Origin of the sequence: Pseudomonas sp. B35(2017) (genome assembly GCF_002113645.1) — a bacterium.
Taxonomy (GTDB): Bacteria; Pseudomonadota; Gammaproteobacteria; order Pseudomonadales; family Pseudomonadaceae; genus Aquipseudomonas; species Aquipseudomonas ekonensis.
In genome coordinates this window covers 92,632-111,395 of sequence record NZ_NEIZ01000012.1, presented here as the reverse complement: position 1 = coordinate 111,395, position 18,764 = coordinate 92,632, and the positions used below count along the sequence as shown (strand labels likewise).

General features: G+C 67.3%; 15 protein-coding genes. 7 read left to right on the top strand and 8 right to left on the bottom strand.

Translation table 11 applies throughout. The features are described from left to right. The 6 genes from tssG to tssB form a co-directional block, all read right to left on the bottom strand. On the bottom strand, positions 1-1,026 hold the full coding sequence (tssG, locus tag CAG41_RS19410) for a type VI secretion system baseplate subunit TssG (RefSeq protein WP_085583465.1): 1,026 nt from the start codon (positions 1,024-1,026) through the stop codon (positions 1-3). After that, positions 990-2,783 (bottom strand): type VI secretion system baseplate subunit TssF, encoded by a 1,794-nt coding sequence (gene tssF, locus CAG41_RS19405; protein ID WP_085707347.1) that lies wholly within the window; start codon positions 2,781-2,783, stop codon positions 990-992. Before tssF ends, tssG begins: the two co-directional genes overlap by 37 nt. Beyond that, entirely contained in the window at positions 2,767-3,210 is a 444-nt protein-coding gene (gene tssE / locus CAG41_RS19400) for a type VI secretion system baseplate subunit TssE (RefSeq protein WP_085583469.1), read from the bottom strand. Before tssE ends, tssF begins: the two co-directional genes overlap by 17 nt. Positions 3,211-3,225: 15 nt before the next feature. Next, the gene (locus CAG41_RS19395) at positions 3,226-3,723 is read right to left on the bottom strand and encodes an Hcp family type VI secretion system effector (protein WP_007958866.1); all 498 of its coding nucleotides are present in this window, start codon (positions 3,721-3,723) and stop codon (positions 3,226-3,228) included. A 76-nt stretch (positions 3,724-3,799) separates the two neighbouring features. After that, a complete protein-coding gene (gene tssC / locus CAG41_RS19390; protein WP_085583471.1) occupies positions 3,800-5,281 on the bottom strand; it encodes a type VI secretion system contractile sheath large subunit in 1,482 nt (493 codons plus the stop codon). Positions 5,282-5,311: 30 nt separating this feature from the next. Continuing rightward, positions 5,312-5,854 (bottom strand): type VI secretion system contractile sheath small subunit, encoded by a 543-nt coding sequence (gene tssB / locus CAG41_RS19385; protein ID WP_085583473.1) that lies wholly within the window; start codon positions 5,852-5,854, stop codon positions 5,312-5,314. A gap of 228 nt (positions 5,855-6,082) precedes the next feature. On the opposite strand from tssB, the gene CAG41_RS19380 reads away from it, so the two are divergent. The 5 genes from CAG41_RS19380 to tssA are packed head-to-tail and all read left to right on the top strand — an operon-like array spanning position 6,083 to position 13,609. Further along, on the top strand, positions 6,083-6,529 hold the full coding sequence (locus tag CAG41_RS19380) for a type VI secretion protein (RefSeq protein WP_085583618.1): 447 nt from the start codon (positions 6,083-6,085) through the stop codon (positions 6,527-6,529). Positions 6,530-6,576: 47 nt separating this feature from the next. Next, positions 6,577-7,908, top strand: coding sequence for a type VI secretion system baseplate subunit TssK (tssK, locus tag CAG41_RS19375; RefSeq protein WP_085707346.1), 1,332 nt, complete (start codon positions 6,577-6,579; stop codon positions 7,906-7,908). Between the two features lie 18 nt (positions 7,909-7,926). Beyond that, complete coding sequence (locus CAG41_RS19370) at positions 7,927-8,691, top strand: DotU/TssL family secretion system protein (RefSeq protein WP_085583477.1); 765 nt, start codon at positions 7,927-7,929, stop codon at positions 8,689-8,691. After that, complete coding sequence (locus CAG41_RS19365) at positions 8,688-12,512, top strand: type VI secretion protein IcmF/TssM N-terminal domain-containing protein (RefSeq protein WP_085707345.1); 3,825 nt, start codon at positions 8,688-8,690, stop codon at positions 12,510-12,512. The genes CAG41_RS19370 and CAG41_RS19365 overlap by 4 nt, the downstream gene beginning before the upstream one ends. Continuing rightward, entirely contained in the window at positions 12,509-13,609 is a 1,101-nt protein-coding gene (tssA, locus tag CAG41_RS19360; RefSeq protein WP_085639875.1) for a type VI secretion system protein TssA, read from the top strand. Before CAG41_RS19365 ends, tssA begins: the two co-directional genes overlap by 4 nt. Here tssA and CAG41_RS19355 read toward each other — a convergent pair. Further along, positions 13,606-14,574, bottom strand: coding sequence for a 2-hydroxyacid dehydrogenase (locus tag CAG41_RS19355; RefSeq protein ID WP_085707344.1), 969 nt, complete (start codon positions 14,572-14,574; stop codon positions 13,606-13,608). The two genes, tssA and CAG41_RS19355, sit on opposite strands and share 4 nt — an antisense overlap. A gap of 174 nt (positions 14,575-14,748) precedes the next feature. Beyond that, the gene (locus CAG41_RS19350) at positions 14,749-15,132 is read right to left on the bottom strand and encodes a tautomerase family protein (protein ID WP_085583484.1); all 384 of its coding nucleotides are present in this window, start codon (positions 15,130-15,132) and stop codon (positions 14,749-14,751) included. Between the two features lie 345 nt (positions 15,133-15,477). Between CAG41_RS19350 and CAG41_RS19345 the strand changes: the two genes are divergently transcribed. Both CAG41_RS19345 and CAG41_RS19340 read left to right on the top strand, forming a co-directional pair. After that, positions 15,478-16,758: an HAAAP family serine/threonine permease gene (locus CAG41_RS19345; RefSeq protein ID WP_085583486.1), complete on the top strand. Its 1,281-nt coding sequence runs from the start codon at positions 15,478-15,480 to the stop codon at positions 16,756-16,758. A 94-nt stretch (positions 16,759-16,852) separates the two neighbouring features. Then, positions 16,853-18,499: a SulP family inorganic anion transporter gene (locus CAG41_RS19340; RefSeq protein ID WP_085583488.1), complete on the top strand. Its 1,647-nt coding sequence runs from the start codon at positions 16,853-16,855 to the stop codon at positions 18,497-18,499. The last annotated feature ends 265 nt before the right edge of the window (positions 18,500-18,764 follow it).

Here is an 18,764-nt window from a genome sequence, read left to right as displayed (position 1 = left end):
TCAGGTGATCTCCAACTGGCGAAGACGGGTTTCGATCCGCTGCACCGCCAGGCTGGCCTGACGTTGCAGGCCGCCGTTCCAGCTCAGCAGGGCTGGGGCCTGGCGCCCGAGCTTCAGCGGGCCGGCGCCGCGAATCAGCAGCACCAGGGTGACGTCCAGGTCCGGGCCGAAGTACAGCGCCGCGAGGCTGGCCAGCGCCGGGTGCGCTTCGCCGTCCGGCAGGAAGCGCGCGGCCGCAGCCTGAGGCAACGGGCCGAGGGTCAGGCGGATGCCGGCGTGCTCGTCCCACACGCGGGTGCCGGCCACGGCGCTGCGGCCGAGCTGCAGATTGCGTCCGCCGGCCTTCATGACGCTGCGGCTGGCGGGCGGGATCTCGCGCCAGGCGCCTTCATAGGCGTTGAGCTCCACGGGCACTTCGAACTGCTCCCGCACAATGGCGGCGAACCCGGCCAGGGAGCGGCGGCCGTCGGCGTACAGGGCCGTGCAGGCTAGCACCGCGCAGTCGGGTACGGCCTGACGCTCCTGCAAGGACTTGGGCAGCAGCCCGGTCAACGCCCGCAACTGCGCCTGCACCGGCGAGGCACCGGGCGTGGTGAAACCGAGGGCGATCCGGTGCTTGCGCATCACCTTGTACAGCAGGCTCAGCAAGCGGTGCTGGAACAGGTCGAGGAACTCGGCGGGCGCGTGGTCCTTGGCCCGGGCCCGTTGCTGCAGCCACTCCTGATAGGCATAGGGCAGGGGGCCGTCGGGGCCGCCGAGGCCGAACACCGGCGTCTCCAACGTCAGCGGCTGGCCCGGCTCTTCGCGCAGGCGCTCGATCTGGCTGGTGGGGAAGATCGGGGTCAGCGGCCCGCGCAGCTTCACGGCTTCGGCCTGGGGCGCGGTGCCGCTGCCCAGGGACTCGGCCTGGGGCTGCTCACGCTCCAGCAGCAACAGCGCCTGCAGCCATTCGAACGCCTGCGGATCGCGGCGCAGGCGCTGGCCCAGGCTCAGAGCGACAGGGGCATGCCGGCTTGGGGTTGCCATGCCTTGACCTCCCTGTCGGCCTGCATCAGCACCGTGCGCACGAAACGGTTGGCGGTCGCGTAGAGCGAGAAGAACTGCGCCAGCACGGCGGAAAACAGCACGGCGCTGCTGCCGACGAAATGGTGCGGGTCGAGCTGCAGTTGCACCTCAAGGCCATTGCGCCAGCCGCGCCAGGCATCGGCGCCGACATGGCCGATCACCCGCTCGCAGGCCAGGTGCGCCAGGCCTTCGATCTGGCGCAGCGCGCTGGCTTCGTCGCGCAGGTTGTGCAGATGGAGAATTTCCTTGAGCGCATCGAGCGCCTGCGGGCCTTCGACCAGCGACAGGTGATTGAGGGTCAGCTGCGACACCAGGCGCCAGCGCGACGCGCCGTCCAGGCGTGGCAGGCTCTGCGGGCTCGGCGGGTTGCGCAGGCGCGCCCAGGCCACCGGTCCCGGCCGCTCGAAACCCAGCGGCGTGCCGGCCGGCAGGCTCTGGGCCAGATGACGGTTGGTGCACAGCAGCTCCGCCGTGAGGCTGTAGTCGGGCAGGTCGGTCGACGGTTCGAAACGGGTGTCGACCACGCTCACCAACAGGTCGCTGCCGAGCCGGTTGGGCGTCATGCCGCTGACCCGCCGCGCATGCCAGTAACGCTGCTGGTCGCCGCCGCTGTGCTGGCTGCCGTAGTAGGCCGGCACCCGCTGCACGCCGGCGGCGGAGCTGGCGCGCATGGCGCGGATGCTGTGGATCTCCACGCTGTTTTCCCGGTGGCTGTCGGCGATCAGGCGGTATTCGCTGCGGGTGCCGTCCGGGCGCAGCGGCTCGGACGTGCGCGGGAACAGGTTGATCACCGGCGCGCAGCCCAGGGCGATGTCGCTGGCCTGCAACGACAGACGACTGGCCGGGGCCCGGTCGAACACGATGTACAGGTACAGGGTCTGGCTGTCGCTGGCGGCGCCGGCCAGCGGCAGGTCGAAGAAGTGGAATTTGTCCGGGAACGCGAAGTATTCGGCGAGCAGGCGCATGCCCGGATGCACGCCGTCCTCGTCCGGCAGCAGGGCCTCGTCATCGGCGAAACCGACCACCTGCGGCAACCCCTTGAACGCCTCGGGCACGCTGCCCGGCGGGCCGGCCAGCACCTGCACGGCATGGGCGCCGAGCAGGTCGCACAGGCAGGCGTTGATCACCGGCGAGGCGGTCAGGTGAATGCGCAGCGTCTCGATGCCCAGCTCGCGCCACTGGCTTTCGCCCAGGCATTGCAGGCTCAGGCGCAGGGCAGAGCGGGCGCTGGCGACGCCGGTCAGGGCCTGCGCTTCGTCGCTGCCCAGCAGCAACGCTTCGCTGACCTTCAGCGGCCATAGGCGCACTGCCGCGCTGGTGCGAAAGTGGATGCTGTCGCCCTTGTCGGTGGTGACGAACAGCGGCGTGTCCCGGGGCAGCGGGTAGCCGCCGTCGAGCTTGCCTTTGCTCGGGTCGGGTTCGAACTGCACGATGGCGCAGGACGGCATCGGCCGCATGGCCAGCGGGTACAGCTGCTCCAGCAGGGCATCGCTGAACTCGGCGTAGTCGTCGTCCAGCCGCCGTTGCAGGCGGGCGGCGAGCAGGGCGAAACCTTCCAGCAGCCGTTCCACATGCGGGTCGGGGCATTCGCCCGGCGACAGTTCGAGGCGCCGCGCGACCTTGGGATAACGCTCGGCGAACTGACTGCCGGCATGGCGCAGCCAGGTCAGTTCCCGTTGGTAGTAGTCGAGCAGTTGCGGGTCAATCGAGTCGCTCATGGCGCACCTCCAGCCCTTCGTCGCCGGGCTCGATGACGAACGCCACCGGCCAGTGCCGCTGGCCGCTGCGCAGTTCGCCGAGCAGGCGGATGCTCAGCCGCTGGGGATGTTCGGGCAGGGGATTGACCTGAACCTCGCCCAGGCGCAGGCGCGGTTCGAACCGGTCGATGGCTTCGCGGATGTCCCGCGAAAGGCGCCGGCGGTCATCGCTGCGCTGCTGTTGCAGGGCGCTCCAGTCGGCGATGCCGTAGTCGATGACGCTGGGCGGGCGGGTCAGGGTCTTGGGGCCCCGGCGAGTGTTGAACAGGCGCGACAGCTCGGTGTGCACCGAGTCGAGCAGCGCCTGGCGGTCGAACACCGGCGCGCCGTCGTGCTCGCCGGAGGCGAGCCGTTCGAACAGCGGCGCCAGGATGCCGGTGTCTGCCATGGCCGGGGCGTCCGCTTAACTGACCAGCTTGTTCGCGGCCATGTCCCAGGTCGAAGCGGCGGTGCCTTCCTTGGTGCCGTCGTCCTTCTGTGCGGTGAGCTCCCACTTGATCTTGGTGAAGTTCAGGGACAGGGTCTCGACCGGCTTGCCGCCCGTGCCGCCGCTGACGCTGACGTTGGAGATCACCACGTTGGTCAGGGTGTAGATGATGAAGGGCAGCAACTGGCCGCTGCCTTCGGCGGCGTTGCGGCCGATGGTGATCTTGGCTTCCGGGATCGGCTTGCCGGCGCAGCAGTATTCGTTGAGGGACGGGGTGGAGGTGTCGACGAACTTGGTCAGGGTGAACTCGCCGACGTGGGGCTTGCCGCTGGTGCGTTCCGAGTTGCTGACGTCGTTGGTCACTTGCATGGCCACGTTGTGGCTGTAGGACATGACTTCGATCTTGTCCGCGTAGCCCTCGAGCAGGCTGTCGCCTTTGATGTCGCCGCCGAGGTCGAGAATGATTGCATCCATCGCTTGGAACTCCTGAAGGTTGTCGCGCTAGGCAAACGGGAGAGGCCCGCCGGCGGTGCCGGCGGGCGAGGGCCGGTCAGGCCGCCACCGGCGGCGGCAAGGTCGCGACCAGGCGGATCGACGCGGTCAGTTCCTCAAGCTGGAAGTGCGGCCGCAGGAACACTGTGGCCCGATAGGCGCCGGGCTTGCCGGCGACTTCGGTGACGTCCACCCGCGCTTCGCGCAACGGGTACTGCGCCTTGATCTCCTGGGGCGCGTTGTCGTTGATCAGCACGTAGTCGGCGATCCAGTTGTTGAGGTAGCTCTGCACGTTGTCGCGGGTCATGAAGCTGCCGACCTTGTCGCGCATGATCACCTTCAGGTAATGGGCGAACCGCGACGCGGCGAGCACGTACGGCAGCATCGCCGAGATCCGCGCGTTGGCGTTGGCCTCGTTGGTGTTGTAGACCTTGGACTTGTTGGTGGTCTGGCCGCCGAAGAACACCGCGATGTCGCTGTTCTTCTTGTGGCACAGGGCGATGAAGCCGAGGTCGTTCAGCTCTTTTTCGCGGCGGTCGGTGATGGCCACCTCGGTCGGGCACTTGAGCGACAGGTCGCCGGAGCTGGTGCGGAAGGTGTGCGCCGGCAGGCCTTCGACCGCGCCGCCGCCCTCGGCCCCGCGGATCGCCGCGCACCAGCCGTACTTGGCGAAGGCCTCGGTGATGCGCTGCGACAGCGCCCAGGCGGCGTTGCCCCACAGGTACTTGCTGTGGTCGGTGCCGTTGACGTCCTCGACGTAGTTGATGCCTTCCACCGGCGAGGTGTCCGGCCCGTAGGGCAGACGCAGCAGGAAGTGCGGCAGCACCAGCGACACGTAGCGTGAGTCTTCGCTTTCGCGGAACGAGCGCCACTTGATCAGTTCCTGGCTCTCGAAGACTTTCGACAGGTCACGCGGCACCGCCAGTTCGGTGAAGCTGTTCATGTCGAACAGCCGTGGGCTGGCGGCGGCGATGAACGGGGCGTGGGCAGCGGCGGCGACGTTGGAGAGTTTCTCCAGCAGGCCGATGTCCTGCGGATGCCGGCCGAAGGTGTAGTCGCCCACCAGCAGGCTGAAGGGGTGGCCGCCGAAGGTGCCGTATTCCTCTTCGTAGATTTTCTTGAACAGGGCGCTCTGGTCGAACTCGACGGCTTTCTCCAGATCGTTCTGCAGCTCTTTCTGGGTGACGTTGAGCAGGCGCAGCTTCAGCCGGGTGCTGGTCTCGGTGTTCTGCACCAGCATGTGCAGGCCGCGCCAGGACGCTTCGAGCTTCTGCAGATCCGGGTGGTGCAGCACTTCGTTGAGCTGGGCGCTGATCAGCTCGTCGATCTGGCTGATGCGGTCGTTGATCATGGCCACGGTGTCCTTGTCGATGGCCATGCCTTCGTCAAGCACCTGGGTGGCGAACTCCGCGAGCATGTCGCGGGCGTAGTCCTGCTGGCTGTCGTCGTGGGCCATGCGGCCCTCGGCGATGATCTTGTCCAGCAGGGACAAGGTCTGGGTCGTGCCTTCACTGGCTTCGTTCTGGGCGGCGGCGGGCATGGTGGATTCTCCCTGGATTCAAGTGGACGGTCAGGCTTGCGGTTCGGCCGGCGCTTCGGCGTCAGCGGCCGGGACAGCGGTGTCCGGGCGAGCCGACTTGATCTCCTGCAAGCCTTCGGTGTTGGCGATGACATCGCGCAGCAGCTTGTCCAGGTCGTCGTTGCCGTCGAGCTTGGTCAACAGGTCGCGCAGGCGCTGACGGGCTTCGAACAGGCGGCGCAGCGGGGTGACTTGCTCCACCACCTTGACCGGGTCGAAATCGTCGATGTGCTTGAAGTTCAGTTCGATGTTGAGCTTGCTCTCGTCGCCGGTCAGCGTGTTGTTGACCTGGATCGTGGCGCGGGGAGCGATGGAGGCGAGCACTTCGTTGAAGTTGTCGCGGTCGATTTCGGTGAAGCGCCGTTCGGTCAGTTTCGGCAACGGCTCCAGGGGCTTGCCGGACAGGTCGGCGAGGATCCCGACCACCAGCGGCAATTCCTTTTTCTCGATGGCGTTGCCGATTTCGACGTCGTAGGTGATTTGCACTCGGGGCGGGCGAACCCGGTCGAGCTTGTGCTGGGTGCTTTCTGCCATGTCGGCGGACTCCGATGCGATGGGCGGGCGCAATGCATCGGGGAGGCCCGTTCATCGCTTTCCCTTGCTGGACCACAGGTTAGAAAGGGAGGCAGATGACCTGTCGTTCCTTTGACAAACCTTCCACATTCGGCCGTAGGAACCGAACTACCCAAGACGCTAGAACAGGACTATAAAAATGCAAGCGAAAAACTTTTTTGGACTGTTCTGCGAAAAGGAAAATTCATTTTGCGTGCACGACTTTTTCTAACGTTCGGTTTTGCGCTGCTCGCCGGCTGTTCGTTCTTCGGGCCGAAAGTGGATCTCGACAGCCTGACCCTCGACGTCGCGCCCAAGGCCAACGACGACACCCCCATCGCCGTGGATTTCATCGCGGTCAACGATCCGGACCTGCTCAAGCAACTGTCGGGCATCAGCGCCAGCCAGTGGTTCGCCGAGCGCGAGCAGTACCAGCGCGACTACCGTCAGCTGATGAGCGTGTGGGGACTGGAGCTGGTGCCGGGGCAATTCATCGACCGCCAACCCTTCCCGTTGGGGGGCAAGCGGGCGGCTGGACTTTTGGTCTTCGCCAGCTATAACACACCCGGAGCGCACCGCTTGCGGCTGGACGACCGGAGTGACGCCTGGCTCAAGTTCGACAGCCGCGAGATGAGCCTGGTCAGCAGGGAAAACTGAAAGCGCACCGTCCGCCGCCGGCCTGCGGCGCAGTCGAAGGGAATCACATGAGTCTGCTACCTGACGCGGTTTGCTGGCATGAAGGCATGCAGTTGCTGCCGCAGCATTTTCAGTTGCAGGGGTTGCGGGCCGAGGCGCTCGGCGCGCATTTGGCCCAGGCCTGCAACCCGTGGTTCTGGGGCGTGGCGCGCCTGGAGTTCGACCCCTCGGCGATGAGCGCCGGGGTGGTGCGCATACTGGCGCTGCAAGGGACGATGCCCGACGGCCTGCCGGTGGATGTGCAGGCCGGCGTCGGCCCGGCGCTGGAGCTGGACGTGAGCGCGGCGGTGGACGAGACCGACGACGCCACCGTCACCGTGTACCTGGCCGTCAGCCCGTTGTGGCGCGCCGGTCAGCTGTTGCCGCTCAAGGGGCGTCTGCAATCGGTGGTGGGCGAGGCGCTGCCGGACCTCACCAGCGGCGAGTTCCCCGAATCGATCACCGTATGGCGACCCAATCCGCGCCTGTGCACGCAACTGAACAAGGCCGATTCGATCTGCCTGCCGCTGCTGAAGATCCGCAAGGAGGGCGGCGGCTTCCTGCCGTTGCCGTACACGCCGCCGACGCCTTTGCTGCTGCCGGACTCGCCGCTGGGCCGCCGGGTGGCCGGGCTGTGCGCGCGGGCGCGGGAGAAGTGCCTGTTCCTCGGCGGTCGCCTGCGCCAGGCGCAGCAGGCCGGCAACCAGGACGATGCGCTGGAGATCCGCCGCCAGTTGACGGCCTTGTGGGCGCGCCTGCCGGAAGTCGAAGGCCTGCTCAACACGCGCATCGCCCATCCGCAGGCGCTGTATGTGCAGTTGCTGGGCCTGGCCGGCGCATGGGCGGCGCTGGATCCGCTGGCCGGCGTGCCGGCGTTCGCACCCTTGGACTTCCTTGAGCTGCAGCGCGGTTACGGGCAGGTGCTCGACTGGCTGGAGACCACCCTCGAACTGATCCGCGCCGGTTACCGCAGCATCGCCTTCGAACGGGGCGAGCACAGCTTTTCCATCCAGTTGCCTGAGGACCGGCCCGGCCAGCGCCTGGTCATCGGCCTGCGCATGCCCAACGGCGCCAGCGAACAGGCCGCCGGCGACTGGCTGCGGGGCGCGATCATCGCGTCGGCGCCGCACATCGCGCTGCTCAGCCGCCAGCGCATGAGCGGCCTGACGCACCAGGCCATGAGCCGCAGCGAGCAGGTGGCCTACAGCGTCGGCGACGACACCCGCCTGTTTGTGGTGAACGCCGAAGGCACCTGGTTCGACGCCCAACTGCCGCTGATGATCGCCGCCCCGGCGGCCAAGCTGACCAGCAGCCCCTGGCAGGTGGTGCTGTTTGTCCCGCAGACCGGTGAAAGTGCCTGATCACACAAGGAGCCGCTCATGTCGCAGGGGAATGCCGCAAGCCTGGGGTTGCAAGACGCGCCGCTGAGCAGCGCGTTCCGCCAGGCCTGGCAGCAGTGGTCGCAGGACTGGAGCCAGTTGCCCAAGGACGGCGAGGACGAACAGGCGTTGGTCGACACCGTGGTCGAGCTCTCGACCCAGGCCTCGCAGCGCCTGTGGCGCACCGCGTTTGCCCGGGTCGGCGACGCGGCCACCGAGCAGGTGCGGGCGCTGGTGTACGCGTTCGTCGCGCTGGTGGACGAAACCCTGTTGTTCACGCCCTGGCCGGGGCAGGCCGCCTGGCAGGACAAGCCCCTGGAGTCGCGCCTGTACGCCAGCCGCCAGGCCGGCGAGCAGGTGCCGGCGGCCATCGCGACACTGCTTGAAGAACAGCAACCCACCGCCCGCGACCTGGCCAACGTCTACCTGCAATGCCTGATCCTCGGCTTCCATGGTCGCCTGCGCGGCGAGCAGAGCCAGGCGCAACGGGAGAAGTGGCGCCTGGCGCTGTTCACCTTCGCCTGGCAGGACGACGCGGACTGGGCCGACGTCAGCCAACGGCTGGTGCAGCCCTCGCAGGCGGCGCCGCTGAACCTGCCGGTGCGCACTGCGCTGCCGGACGGCTTCCGGCTGGCCTTGGGCATTGCGGCGATGGTGCTGCTGCTCGCCGGTCTGGGGCACATGCTGTGGCGCGACATCGGCCAGGAACTGGAACCGGTGCTGCAGATGACAGAACTTGCGCCCGCGCCGGAGCAAGGCTCATGAGCACGCTGGCGATCGTGGCGTGGGTGGTCGGCATCGTCCTGCTGCTGGTGCTGCTGGCCGTCGCGGTGTGGTGGCTGCGCACCCAGAGCGGCGCGGCGATCCGCAGCTTCTACGGTGCGGTGCGGCACATGGAGCAGGAGCAGGGCAGCCGCGACCGCTATCAGTTGCCGTGGCTGCTGATGCTCGGCGACGAAGTCCAAGGCACGCAACTGGTGACCGAGTGGCGCCTGCAACCCACCGACAAACCGGCCTGGTTCGGCCGCTGGTGGTCCGACCCTGAAGGCGCGGTGCTGGTGGTGCCCCAGGCGCTGTTCTTGCCCGAAGACGGCATGCACCTGCAACGCGGCGGCTGGTGGCGGCTGCTGGGGCTGATCCTGCGCCTGCGCAGCAAACGTCCGCTGGACGGCGTGATCTGGACCGTGCCCGCCGCGCGCCTGGGCAACCTGGAGCAGGCGACCGGCCTCGGCCTGGCGGCCCGGCGACGCTTCATCGACCTGCTGCAGCGCTTCGGCCTGAGCTTGCCGGTGTACGTGGTGGTCACTGGGCTGGAGGAATTGCCGGGGTTCCAGGAGCTGATCAGCGCGTTGCCGGACGAGGCCCGCGAACGCACCTTGGGCTGGTCGTCGCCCTATGCCAGGGACGCAGTCTGGCAGGGGCAATGGAGCGACCAGGCGCTGGACCGCCTGCACCGGGCGGTGGCCGAAGCGGTGATCGAGATCGGCACGTTGTCCGGGCATCTGAGCGCCGACCTGTACGCCTTGCCGGAGCGTCTGGAAAGCCTGCGCCGCGGCTTGCAGAACGTGCTGGAGCCGGTGTTCCAGGGCAACGCCCAGGGTGAAGCACCGTGCTTTCGCGGGCTTTACCTGAGCGCCAACCAACCGGCGGAGGATGCGCAGGACGGGTTCTCGGCCGATGACAGCGGCTTGCAGCAAAGCGCCTTCGTGCGCCAGTTGTGGCGCCAGCGCATCGTCGGCGAGCGTGGCGTGGCCCAAGGCGTGCCGCGCCTGTTGCGCCTGCGCCAGCGCTGGCAACGGCTGACGGCCGGGGTGGCGGTGGTGGTCGCGGGGGTCTGGGCGGTGGCGATGCTGCTGGTCTGGCATGCCTCGGTCAAGGACGCCCATGAGCTGGCGCGGCTGCTGCAAGTCGCCCAGAAAGGCTATGTGGCGGTCACCGACGATGCGCACCGGGTCGAGCCGACCCGGCGCAACGTGCAGAGCCTGTGGCGGGTGATGGAGCGCTCGCCGCGCTGGGATTTCGCGTCGCTGGTGTTCCCGACGTCGTGGTTCTCGTCGCTCGACGCCACGCTTGAACAGCAACTGCGCCTGTCGGCCCGGCGGCACCTGCTCGAACCGCTGCATGATCTGCTGAACGCCGAGCTGACCAAGCTCAAGGGCATCCGCAGCACCGACCGGCGGGCCAGTGTCGAAAGCGAGGATCCTGCGCAGTGGCAGAACTACCAGAAGGCCACCGACCTGGTGGACCGCGCCGTGCGCCTGGAGCAGCAGAACCAGTGGTTCGGCCAGGCCCTGAACAATCCCCGGGCGCCGCTGGAGGATCTGGTGCAGTTGAGCAACAACGCCCTGTCGCTGAACCTCAACGCCGGCACGCTGCCCCACGCCGCGTTCTTCAACCGGGTGCTGCTGGCCGACGAGGACGGCAATCTGCAGGCGCTGGACCTGAGCGTCGACCGGCCGCTGATCGTGGGCAATTTCACCGGGCTGATGGAACGTTGGCTGGATCAGTATTTCCTGGCCGACAATTTCGTCAGCAAGGCCGGCTACCTCAAGCTGCACCTGGAACAACTGGAGGTCGGCAGCGGCAACAGCCTCGGCGAGCTGGAGGATCTGCGCGCGCTGGTCGACGACTTGCAGGTGGCGATCGCCCTGACCAACTCGACCTGGGGGCGCGGCAAGGGCCAGGACCTGGTGCCGGGCTACCGCGAAATGCTCGACAAGGTGCACAAGAGCGCGTTGCTGGGGCCGGCGGTGGAGCAGCAACTGGAGGCCCAGGCGGCCAAGCTGCAGCAGAGCTTTCGCGACCAGTGGATCGCCCAGGTCGGCTCCCGGGGCAATCTGCTGGTACAGCAGGGCAGCGGGCAACTGACGCTGCAAGAGCATGTGGTCAAGCTGGACAATGCCGTGCAGTCGCTGTTCAAGCGCGACTTCGTGTCGGTCGCCCTGCGCGCCAGCCAGGACAACATCGACCTGCGCGGCCAGACCGTGGACGGCGACGACCTCGACACTTCGTTGAGCTATTTCGCCAGCTACAAGAGTTACATCGCCGAAGAATTGCCCAGGATCCCGTCGGCCTACCGTGGCGCACTGCTGCAGGCAGCCGAAAGCGCAGCGGCCCAAGCGATGTGGCTGAGCCTCAAAGACCACAATGACCAGACCCAACCCTACGCGGTGTTCAACGTGCGGGCGGAGCAGGCGATGGAACTGCAGAAGGCGTTCGTCGAGGTGCACCGCACGGACCTGGCGGCGCGCCTGCAAAGCGCGTTGAACCGCCGGGCGATGGCGCAGATCGTCAGCGGCCTGGACGAGATCGTCGCCCAGCCGCTGTTCGGCGGACGGGCCGAAATCAGCCTGTGGGACGGCTCGAAGAACCTCGGCCTGCAACTCTACGGCGCCAGCGACGTGCAGGACCTGAAGCTCAGCCTCAAGCAGCAGTTCAATACCATGCTCGGCATCACCGAGCGGCGCACCTCGGCGTTGCAGTGGCTCAAGACCCAGCAGGCCAACCTGTCGGCGCTGGACTACGAGCGGGTGACCCAGTTCAGCGCACTCAACGACGAGCTGCTCAAGTACAAGGACGCCAACCCCGCCAGCTCGCCCGCGCAGATCGAACAGCTGGTCAGCCGTGACTTCATCGAGATGGACACCGGCTCTTGCGTGCAGGTGCTGCAGACCGCCAACGTCGCCGGCGGGCGCGGCACCCTGGCGATGCGGGCCGTGGAGCTGCAGCAGTCGGCCATGCAGCGTTGCCAGTTCCTGCAACAGCAACAGGCTGCCGCCGCGTGGAACGAACTGGCCAACTACTTCAATCAATACCTGGCCGACCGCTTCCCGTTCGCCAACGGCGTGCAGGCGCAGGATGCCGACCCGGCCCGGGTGCAGCACCTGCTGGAGCTGATCGACAAGCGCCTGCCGGTGGCGCTGGCGGGCCTGGCCACGAGCCAGGCACCGGAGCGCTTGGCGGCAGAGGATTTCCTCAACCGCCTGAAGCAGGCCGGCACCTGGCTGACGCCGCTGTTCGTGCGGGACAAGAGCGGCATCCTCGGCCTGGAGCTGGATGTGCGCTGGCGCACCGACCGCGAGGAAGAGAGGGGCGCCGATCAGGTGATCGCCTGGGGCCTGCTGGCCGGCAGCCAACAGATCAATTACCCCGGCGCCGAGCAGCCGAACCTGCGCTGGAGGGTGGGCCAGCCGGTGCGCCTGACCTTGCGCTGGGCGCGCAACGGCAACGAACGGCCGGTCAACGATCCGCTGCAGCCCAACCTGGTGGTGCGCGACCTTGAGGCGGGCTGGGAGTACGGCGGGCCGTGGTCGCTGCTGCGCCTGATGCGCGCGCATTTCTCCGTGCAGCGCCAGCCGAGCATGGACTACACCGACTTTCCGCTGAGCCTGCGCCTGCCGGTCACGGCGCAGAACGACAGCGTCACCACCGGCTTCACCCGGATGTTCGTGCGCCTGTCGCTGATGAGCCAGGGCTCGAAGCTGCCGATGTCCATCACGCCGCCGCCGACCCGGGCGCCGCGTTCGCCGTTTCAGATGACCGGCACCACCACCGCCGCCATCGACACCCAGAAGGAGGGGCTGTGAGCCTGCCATCCGCCGCGTTGCCTGACCTCATTGAACAGCTGCTGGCGCCGATCAGCGAAGACGCGCCGTGCGGCGTGGACCTGCGCTACGAACGCGAGTTCGACCAACTGCGCGACCTGCGCCGCGAAGACGACGCCAGCCTGCCGACCGGTGTATGGGAATCGACGCTCAAGCGGGCGGACTGGCCGAAGGTGGAAGCGATCACCACCCACCTGCTGCTGGAACGCAGCAAGGACTTGATGCTCAGCGCCTGGCTCGGCGAAGCGTGGCTCCATTTGCAGGGGCTGGACGGTCTGCCCGGGAGCCTGGCGCTGGTCGCGGGGCTGTGCGAGCGCTATCCCGATCAGGTGCACCCACAGGCCGAAGACGGCGACCAGTCCTGGCGGGTGACGCCGCTGGAATGGCTGGTGCGCCGCTACAGTGAAATCCTGCTGACCCGGGTGCCGCTGTTCGGCGCCCACAACCGTGATTTCGAGGGCTACAGCCTGAGTGCCTGGCGCCGTCTGCAGGTGCAGCAGGTGCAGGTCAACGACAGCAAGAACGCCAAGGCCCTGGCGGAAACCGCCCGCAGCGAACAGAAGACCCTCAGCGATCAGGTGCGCGCTACGCCCATGGCGTTCTGGCTGCGCCAGCAGGGCAACCTGCTGCTGGGGTTGCAGCACCTGCAAAGGCTCGACGCCTGGAGCGACACCTATCTGGGGGATCAGGGGCCGGGGCTCAAGCCCTTGCAGGAGACCCTCCAAGCGCTGCTGACGCTGGTCAAGGAGTTCATCGCCATGCACCCGCAACAACCCGCGCCGCCACCGGTTCAGGAACCGGTCGCCGAGGTCCCGTCCGCCGATGAGGCGGCTGCCGATGCGGTGAACGACGCGCCGTCGATCCAGGCGGCCCGCGAGCCGGCCAGCCGCGAGGAAGCCTACCGGCAACTGCTGCTGATCGCCGAATACCTGGCCCGCACCGAACCCCACAGCCCGGTGCCGTACCTGATCCGGCGCGCGGTGGAGTGGGGCAACAAGCCGTTGAGCGAGCTGTTGGGCGAACTGATTTCCGCCGACGCCGAGGCGCGGCGGATGTGGACGTTGCTCGGCGTGCTTTAGTGCACGCGCTGGTCGTTGAGGCGAGGGGGCAGGTCGAGGGGCGTCAGCACCGGTTGCCCGGAGAAGAACGCCACCAGGTTTTTCCCCACCAGCTCGACAGTGCCTTGGGTGGCCTCCGGTGACAGCCCGGCGACGTGCGGGGTCAGGATCACGTTGCTCAGGCCCTTCAGGGCATCCGGCACTTGCGGTTCGTGGTCGAACACATCCAGCGCGGCCCCGGCGATCCGCCGCTGCTCCAACGCGGCGATCAGATCGGCGGTGGCGATCACGCTGGCGCGGGCGATGTTGACGATGAAACCCTTGGGCCCCAGGGCGTCGAGCACCGGGCGGGTCACCAGGTGCTGGGTGCCGATGCCGCCGGGGGTGGCGACCACCAGGAAGTCCGAGGCCCGGGCCAGCTCCGTCGGGGTCGAGCAGAACGCGTAGGGCACGTCGTTGCGCACCTGGCGGCTGTGGTAGCTGATCTCCATGTCGAAACCGTTGCCGGCGCGTTTGGCGATGGCCATGCCCACCGCGCCCAGGCCGAGGATGCCCAGCCGTTTGCCGGCCAGGGACGGGCGCATGATCTTGGGCCACTCGCCCCGGCGCACGGCGGCGTCGCAGCGCGGAATGTCCCGCACCAGCGCCAGCAGCATGGCCATCGCGTGGTCGGCCACCGAAGAGGCGTTGACCCCGGCGCCGTTGGTCACGGTGAGGCCCCGGTCGCTGGCGGCCTGCAGGTCCACCTTTTCGTAGCCGGCGCCGATCACGCAGATGATCTTCAGCGCCGGCAACGCGGCGATCTCGTCGGCGAAGAGGCCCAGCGGGCCGCGGGTCAGCACGGCATCGATCCGCGGGCCGTGGGTGGCGATGGCCTGGGCGCGTTCGGCGGGGGTGGGGGCGAGGATCAGGTGAAAGCCCTGTCGTTCGAGGATCGGCAGGTAGTCATTGATGGTTTCAACCAGTACCAGAACGGTGGCGGGCATTGCTCGGCTCCTGTGATCGTCGTCGTGTCGGTCGCGAAAGTCGTGCCAGAGTGCGGATTGCGCAGCGGTTTGGCAACCGCAGACCCTGGGCTCGCACCAGCCAGTGTAGGAGCTGGTGCGGGGGCCCGGAGGGCGCTTGGTCAGGCGGTCGCGCCGCCGTGGGCGGGCACGGTTTCAGCTCACGTACTGGGCGATGCCGTGGCCGAACGACCAGTTCTCCTTTTTCACCTCCACCAGGTTGATGAACACGTCTTCCTGGCGCACCGCCAACTGGTTGTGCAGGTGATGGGCGATCGTCTGGTACAGCTGCTGCTTCTGCTCGACGCTGCGGCCTTCGCTGACCGTCAGCTGGATGAACACCATGCCGTCGCTGCGCGGAATGCCCAGGTACTGCGGGTCATAGATGAAATGCGGCCCGTCGTGTTCGGCCAGGATCTGGAAGTTGTCGTGCTCCGGCACGTTGAACGTGCTGCGCAGGGCGGCGTAGATCACCTCGCCGATGCGTTTGGCGAAAGTGGGGTCGGGGTTTTTCCTGATGTCGACGCGGACAAGGGGCATGGGGCGGCTCCAAGGGCGGAAGGCTGGGGAACACGGTCGGAATCTCGCCATTGGGTATAGCCGATAAACACCGGTCGGTGAGCTGCCCTGAGCGCCACTTCCGCCAGGCTTGCAGCGCTTGGGCTTGTCGGAAAACGACATTTTTGGTGTCTGTAAGCGACAGCTATTTTGCCGAAAACGACATACCTGGAATCTGATCCGTACAACCATTCCTCAGCTAAGTCTTTGCTTCTGCTCATTTATCCCGGAGAATCGCGACCCTGTTTCGGTTGCGACGTTTCTGTCGGTTTTTTCCGGCGCGTTTTGACCGAGTGGCAAGTGACCGGAATGCGGAGATCCGACCGGATGAATGATCAGGCCAATAGCGTCAACGAGCGCTTTGAATCGGCGGCACCAGCTGAACTGTCGAGCTGGAACCGTCAAGACACCACCTGGATGCTGGGACTGTTCGGGACGGCCATCGGCGCCGGTACCCTGTTCCTGCCGATCAACGCGGGGCTGGGCGGCTTCTGGCCGCTGCTGATCCTGGCGCTGCTGGCGTTCCCGATGACGTTCTACGCACACCGGGGCCTGACTCGCTTTGTGCTGTCCGGCCGCGAAGGCGCCGACATCACCGAGGTGGTCGAGCAGCACTTCGGCATCAAGGCCGGCGCCCTGATCACCTTGCTGTACTTCTTCGCCATCTTCCCGATCCTGCTGATCTACAGCGTCGGCCTGACCAACACGGTCGCCAGTTTCCTTGAGCACCAATTGCACATCACGCCGCCGCCGCGCGCGGTGCTGTCGTTCGCGCTGATCCTCGGCCTGCTGGCGGTGGTGCGCTGCGGCGAGCAGGTGATCGTCAAGGCCATGAGCCTGATGGTGTACCCGTTCATCGTCGCCCTGGCGTTCCTGGCGGTGTACCTGATCCCGCACTGGACCGGCGGCATCCTCACCACCGCCTCGCACGTGCCGGCGCCTTCGGCGTTCCTGCATACGCTGTGGCTGGCGATTCCGGTGATGGTGTTCTCGTTCAACCACTCGCCGATCATCTCGGCGTTCGCGGTGGACCAGAAGCGCCGTTATGGCGTCCACGCCGATGAGCGCAGCTCGCAGATCCTGTCCCGCGCCCACGCCCTGATGGTGCTGATGGTGCTGTTCTTCGTGTTCAGCTGCGTGCTGACCCTGTCGCCGGAGCAACTGGCCGAGGCCAAGGCGCAGAACCTGTCGATCCTGTCGTACCTGGCCAACCACTTCAGCAACCCGACCATCGCGTTCGCGGCGCCGCTGATCGCGTTCGTGGCCATCTCCAAGTCGTTCCTGGGCCACTACATCGGCGCCAGCGAAGGCCTCAAGGGCCTGATCGTCAAGAGCGGCAAGCGTCCGGGCGCCAAGGCCCTGGACCGCATCGTCGCGGCGTTCATGCTGGTGGTGTGCTGGATCGTGGCCACGCTCAACCCGAGCATCCTGGGCATGATCGAAACCATCGGCGGCCCGGTGATCGCAGCGATCCTGTTCCTGATGCCGATGTACGCCATCCGCAAGGTGCCGGCGATGGCCCGCTACCGCGGTCAGGCGTCCAACGTGTTCGTCACGGCCGTCGGCCTGGTGGCGATTTCCGCGTTGATCTATTCGCTGGCGGCATAACCGCGCAGGGCCTCGCGCCCCGGCAGATACACAGCTACAGTGGCCGCTGCGCACGATGTGCGCAGCGGCTTTTTTTTCGCCTGGAGACAGAGGATTGTCGAGCGTTCCCCCTTCCGTCGCACCTGCCAACCGCTGGCAAGACCTGTTGGCCGGGCTATCGATCGCCGGCCTGCTGCTGCCCGAAGCCGTGGCCTATTCGACCATCGCCGCGTTGGCGCCCCAGGCTGGGGTGATCGCGCTGTTCGCCGGCCTGCTGTGCTACGGACTGCTGGGCTCCAGCCGTTTCGCCATCGTCTCGGCGACCTCGTCGTCGGCGGCGGTGCTGGCGGCGGCCACGGCGACCCTGGCCAACGGCGACCCGCAATTGCGTTCGACCCTGGCGGTGGGGCTGGTGCTGGTCACCGGCGCGCTGTTTCTGCTGGCCGGGGCGTTCCGTTTCGGCAGCGTCACGTCCTTCATCGCCAAGCCGGTGCTGCGCGGGTTTGCCTTCGGACTGGCGCTGACCATCATTCTCAAGCAAGTGGCGAGCGTGGTCGGCGTGCACCTGACGGACGCCAACCTGGTGCGTTTCGCCCCGCAATTGCTGGAGCAGTTGCCGCAATGGAACTGGCCGTCCGCCGCTGTCGGCGCCGCGGCGCTGGTGCTGCTCGGGGTGCTTTCGCGCCATCCCCGGGTGCCCGGCGGTCTGCTGGTGGTGGTGATCGGCATTGCGGCCGGGCAATGGCTGAACCTGTCGGATCACGGCGTGAAGCTGATCGGCGCCATCGATCTGGGCCTGGAGGTGCCCAACCTGCCGGCGCTGCCGTTCGCCGACTGGCTGCGCCTGGGGGAGGTGGCGTTCGCCATGGTGATGATCCTGTACGCCGAATCCTACGGTTCGATCAGTGCGTATGCGCTCAAGCACGGCGACCGCGTGACCTCCAACCGCGACTTGCTGGCCTTGGGCGCCGGCAACTTGCTGTCCGGCCTGTTCCATGGCATGCCGGTGGGGGCCGGCTATTCGGCGACCTCGGCCAACGAAGCCGCCGGCGCCACGTCACGCTGGGCAGGCGGCATCGCGGCGCTGACGGTGCTGATCATCGTGCTGACCGTGCTGCCGTGGATTGCGCTGACGCCGGAGCCGGTGCTGGCGGCCATCGTCATGCACGCGCTGGGCAGGGGCTTGAGCCTGCAGCCGCTGGGGCGCTATTTCATCTGGCGGCGCGACCGGGTGCTGGTGGTCTGCGCGGTGACGTCCGTGCTGGTGCTGGGGGTGCTGGACGGCTTGCTGGTGTCGGTGGCCATCAGTGTGCTGCTGATGCTCAAGCAGCTGTCGGCGGCGGACATCCAGGTGCTCGGGCGGATCGACGGCGGCCATGACTTTGTCGACCTTCAGCGCCATCCGACGGCGGCCACCGAGCCGGGCGTGCTGATCGTGCGGCCCGGCGAGGCGCTGTTCTTCGCCAATGTCGAACGGATCCTGGGCGGCGCGTTGCGGCTGGTCCGCCACTCGCAGGTGCCCGTGCACACGGTGATCCTCAGCCTTGAGGAGTCTCCTGACCTGGACGGCACCAGCCTTGAGGCGATGCAGGAGTTCTTCGTGCGGGTGCATCAGGCGGGCAAGCGGCTGATTCTGGCCCGGCTCAAGCACGAGGCGCTGGCGGCGCTGGATGCGTTGCCGCAGACCCAGGCCAATGGCGTGATCCTGAGCGGGTTGAGCGTGGACGGCGCGGTGCAGAAGGCGCGCGATCTGGCGCCCTGAGCGATGATTCCCTGTGGGGGCGAGCCTGCTCGCGATGACGGGGTGCCTGCCTGAGAGATGCTGGATATGCCGACGCCATCGCCGGCAAGCCGGCTCCCACAGTTTGCTCTGGCGTACACGGAATCGGCGAACGCCTTCGATCCTGTGGGAGCGAGCCTGCTCGCGATGGCGGTGTGTCTGGCTGAGAGGATGCTGGATGTGCCGGCCCCATCGCCAGCAGGCTGGCTCCCACAGTTTCTTTGGCGCTCACGGAGGAACCTGTGGG

Coding starts and splice junctions, on each gene's coding strand:
- tssG (WP_085583465.1), bottom strand. CDS start 1,026: ATGGCAACCCCAAGCCGGCATGCCCCTGTCGCTCTGAGCCTGGGCCAG.
- tssF (WP_085707347.1), bottom strand. CDS start 2,783: ATGAGCGACTCGATTGACCCGCAACTGCTCGACTACTACCAACGGGAA.
- tssE (WP_085583469.1), bottom strand. CDS start 3,210: ATGGCAGACACCGGCATCCTGGCGCCGCTGTTCGAACGGCTCGCCTCC.
- CAG41_RS19395 (WP_007958866.1), bottom strand. CDS start 3,723: ATGGATGCAATCATTCTCGACCTCGGCGGCGACATCAAAGGCGACAGC.
- tssC (WP_085583471.1), bottom strand. CDS start 5,281: ATGCCCGCCGCCGCCCAGAACGAAGCCAGTGAAGGCACGACCCAGACC.
- tssB (WP_085583473.1), bottom strand. CDS start 5,854: ATGGCAGAAAGCACCCAGCACAAGCTCGACCGGGTTCGCCCGCCCCGA.
- tssK (WP_085707346.1), top strand. CDS start 6,577: ATGAGTCTGCTACCTGACGCGGTTTGCTGGCATGAAGGCATGCAGTTG.
- CAG41_RS19370 (WP_085583477.1), top strand. CDS start 7,927: ATGTCGCAGGGGAATGCCGCAAGCCTGGGGTTGCAAGACGCGCCGCTG.
- CAG41_RS19365 (WP_085707345.1), top strand. CDS start 8,688: ATGAGCACGCTGGCGATCGTGGCGTGGGTGGTCGGCATCGTCCTGCTG.
- CAG41_RS19355 (WP_085707344.1), bottom strand. CDS start 14,574: ATGCCCGCCACCGTTCTGGTACTGGTTGAAACCATCAATGACTACCTG.
- CAG41_RS19350 (WP_085583484.1), bottom strand. CDS start 15,132: ATGCCCCTTGTCCGCGTCGACATCAGGAAAAACCCCGACCCCACTTTC.
- CAG41_RS19345 (WP_085583486.1), top strand. CDS start 15,478: ATGAATGATCAGGCCAATAGCGTCAACGAGCGCTTTGAATCGGCGGCA.